At 63.9% G+C, this 3,483-nt stretch carries 3 protein-coding genes; all 3 read left to right on the forward strand.

The window, feature by feature from the left end; translation table 11 throughout:
* The first annotated feature begins 133 nt into the window (after positions 1-133).
* From H483_RS27495 to H483_RS27505, 3 genes are read left to right on the forward strand one after another with little or no spacing between them, the layout of a single operon-like run.
* Complete coding sequence (locus H483_RS27495) at positions 134-1,384, forward strand: site-specific integrase (protein WP_238556269.1); 1,251 nt, start codon at positions 134-136, stop codon at positions 1,382-1,384.
* On the forward strand, positions 1,381-2,334 hold the full coding sequence (locus H483_RS27500) for a tyrosine-type recombinase/integrase (protein ID WP_017836514.1): 954 nt from the start codon (positions 1,381-1,383) through the stop codon (positions 2,332-2,334). Before H483_RS27495 ends, H483_RS27500 begins: the two co-directional genes overlap by 4 nt.
* Positions 2,331-3,374, forward strand: a complete 1,044-nt coding sequence (locus H483_RS27505; protein WP_017836515.1) for a tyrosine-type recombinase/integrase — start codon at positions 2,331-2,333, stop codon at positions 3,372-3,374. Before H483_RS27500 ends, H483_RS27505 begins: the two co-directional genes overlap by 4 nt.
* Positions 3,375-3,483 lie beyond the last annotated feature (109 nt).

Here is a 3,483-nt window from a genome sequence, read left to right on the forward strand (position 1 = left end):
TCCGAGTTAAGCCGAATTCAGCTTAACACGGATTATGCCGAGGTTTTCGTTAACCCGAAGAGTTCCCGTCGTGCCTGGTCAGTCGCTACTTGCTGAGGATTCTTCGGCTTAACGTCTCTGTCGGTCGTGGCTAGTGTCGGTCTGTATCCATCCGTCTATCGGAAGGGAAGCGGACATGGATACGACTGTTGTTCATCTGGGTCAGGTCGTCGTCGCGGCGTTGCGGGTGGCCGGCTACAAGGATTCGACCATCGATCAGTACCAGAAGACGATCAGGCTCCTGGATGCCTTCGTCGCCGCTCGTGGCGGGACGTACACGACCGAGCTCGGTGCGCAGTTTGCGGCGTTGACGACCAGTCCTCGGACGGGACGATTCAGTTCCCAGCGTCGGTTCGCGTACTCGCGGCTGGTCGCGGTGTTCGACTCGTACCTCGACTCCGGGGCCGTGGACTTGGCCACACGAAAGCGCGGGGGTGGCGGACGACGTCCGACCACGAGCGAGTTCACCGCACTCAATGCCGCGTGGGAGGCCGATATGGCCGATCGCGGGCTGGCTGCGGCGACTCGGTACGCGTACGGGCGGGTTGCGCGTGGCTATCTCGTGTACCTGGAAGACCACGGGATCTATGTTCTCGATGATGCCGGCCCGGGCACGGTCACCGGGTTTTTTGGCTCGCTGCTGGATCGGTGGGCACAGTCGTCGCTGGTGTGGCTGGTGTCGAACTTTCGACCGTTTCTCAAGTTCTGTTCTCGTACCGATCTCGTCGACGCGCTCACGCTGGTCGGGGCCCGGCGCCAGCACACGATCCCTGCGGTCCTGACCGATCAGGACACACAGCGACTGGTCACCGCGTGCGCCTCACCTGCCACTGTGGGTGCCCGGGACGCGGCGATCACGTTGCTGGCGCTGACCACCGGACTGCGGGCCTGCGACATCGTCGCATTGCGGCTGGCCGATATCGACTGGCGGTCCCAGGTGATCTCGCTGGTGCAGCAGAAGACGCGCAATCCGGTGCTGCTGCCGATGCCGGGCGTGCTGGCGGGCAGGCTGGCCGAGTACGTGCTCGAGGACCGTCCCGATTCCGGCGATGATCACGTGTTTCTGCGCAGCCGGGCTCCGTACACCCGGTTGGCCGATCACGCCTCCATCTACCGGATCACCGCTGAGGTGTTCGCCAAGGCCGGAATCATCGAGGAGCAAGCCGGAACACGCATGTTGCGTCATAGCGCCGCGTCCCGGCTGCTGCATGCGGCGGTGCCGTTGCCGACGATCGCCGCGGTGCTTGGTCACTCAAGTCAGGAGTCGACCAACACCTATCTGAGCATCGATGAGCAGCGACTGCTCGAGTGCGTGCTGCCCGTCCCAGCGGGAGCACTGTCATGAGCGCCGTCAGGTTCACCAGCGCGTTCGCTGCCCCTCTCGAGCAGTATCTGGAGTTCAAGTCGCAGATGGGCTTCTACGGTCAGTCCCGGATCGTGTACTTGAGGCGGTTCGACTCCTACGCCACCAGGCACGATCTTCGGGTCTTCGACCGGGCGGCCATTGAAGGGTGGGTGACCGAGGAGCTGGCACGCTCTTCGGTTCACCGGTCGTGGATGTCCTACATCCGCGATTTCGGCCGCTGGCTGGCCCTGCACGTGGACCCGGACGCCTATGTGCTCTCTGACCAGTGGAAAGCGCCGTTCATCCGGACGCAGCCCTACCTGCTGGCGCAAGAGGAGATCGATCGGTTCTTCACCGCCGCGGCCGGGATCTGCGCCCAATCGCCGTGGGCGTGGCAAGCCGGCGCGTTCTTCACCCTCATGCACTCATGTGGCCTGCGCACCGGCGAGGTGCGCGCTCTTGCAGTGAGTCAGGTCGATCTCGCAGGCGGCCGCCTCGACATCGTGGGCTCCAAAGGCCGACGCAGTCGCAGACTGCCGATCACCGACGAAGTCACGGCCGTACTGACGGAGTGTGACCAGCAGTCCCGAACCCGATTCCCCCACCGGGAGAATTTCTTCGTCTCGGCCGCCGGCACACCGGTCGCCCCGGCCTCGGTGGGCGTGATCTTCCACCGGATCTGGGACGCTGCCGGGCTACCCGCACCGGAACACGGCAAGCGGGCCCGCCCGTATGACTTCCGGCATCACTTTGCCTACGCCAACCTCGAACGCTGGATGGCAGGTGGCACCGATGTTACCGCGATGTTGCCCTATCTCGCCCGCTACATGGGGCACGCGACGTTCGATTCGACGTACTACTACGTTCACACCTCGCCGGACTTCATGAACTCCTACGCCGATATCGCCCAGGAAGGCCAGTCCCTGCTGCCGGAGGTCGGATTCGAATGAAACGCGACCCGCAAACCGATGCCGTCAACTTCTTCGCCCTGGCCCGAGACTTCCTGCACGTCTACATGCCCACCGTGCGTGGACTCTCACCCAAGACAGTCGAGGCCTACCGGATCAGCCTGGAATGCTTCGTGACCTTCCTGACCACCACCGAGAACCTCGACCGCTCTGAAGTCACCTTCGACCACTTCGGCCGCGACCATCTGAAAGCATGGCTGGCCTGGATGCACACCGAACGCGAGTACGCGCCGAAGACGATCACGCTGCGGCTCAGCGCCCTCAAGGCGTTCCTTGCCTACGCCGCCGCCGAGGACATCACCCTCGTGGCACTGCACCAAGCCGCCACCACGTTGAAGGCCCCGGCCCCACCCAAGGTGCCGATCGCCTACCTCACAGACGACGAGGTGCGAGCGCTCCTGGCCGCTCATACCGGCACTACCAGCAAGTCCCGCCGGAACCGGATGCTGCTCATCCTGCTCTACGACACCGCAGCCCGAGTCGGGGAGATCACCGCCCTGACATGCTCAAATCTCTGCCTCACCGCGCCCGCGCACGTGACGCTGACCGGCAAACGCAACAAGACCCGAGTGGTGCCGCTCGCCGAGCACACCATCGCTCACCTGCGCGTGTATCTCACCGAGTTCCATCCAAGCTCCGCACAGCACGCAGCGCCGCGGCCACTGTTCTACAGTCTCCACCACGGACAGCCCACCCGGCTCTCCACCGACACCGTGGCCACCGTCGTCAAGAACGCCGGCCGCACCGCACGTGAGCAAGGCTGTGCCACGATGCCGACCAACCTGCACTGCCACCTGCTGCGCAAGACCAAAGCGATGGAGCTCTACCAGCGCGGAATCCCCCTGCCGATCATCATGAGGCTCCTCGGCCACGAGCACGCCTCCACAACCCAGGCCTTCTACGCGTTCGCGACACTGAACATGATGCGCGAAGCGATCAACACCGCCACCCCCACGACCGACCCACCCGCCGCAGACCGCCTCACCGACGAGACGCTCCAAGCGCTCTACAGCCTGCGATGAACAGAGTCGTTAAGCCGAAGAATCCTCAGCAAGTAGCGACTGACCAGGCACGACGGGAACTCTTCGGGTTAACGAAAACCTCGGCATAATCCGAGTTAAGCCGAATTCA

Origin of the sequence: Dietzia sp. UCD-THP (assembly GCF_000349585.1) — a bacterium.
Classification (GTDB): domain Bacteria; phylum Actinomycetota; class Actinomycetes; order Mycobacteriales; family Mycobacteriaceae; genus Dietzia; species Dietzia natronolimnaea_A.

Coding starts and splice junctions, on each gene's coding strand:
- H483_RS27500 (WP_017836514.1), top strand. CDS start 1,381: ATGAGCGCCGTCAGGTTCACCAGCGCGTTCGCTGCCCCTCTCGAGCAG.
- H483_RS27505 (WP_017836515.1), top strand. CDS start 2,331: ATGAAACGCGACCCGCAAACCGATGCCGTCAACTTCTTCGCCCTGGCC.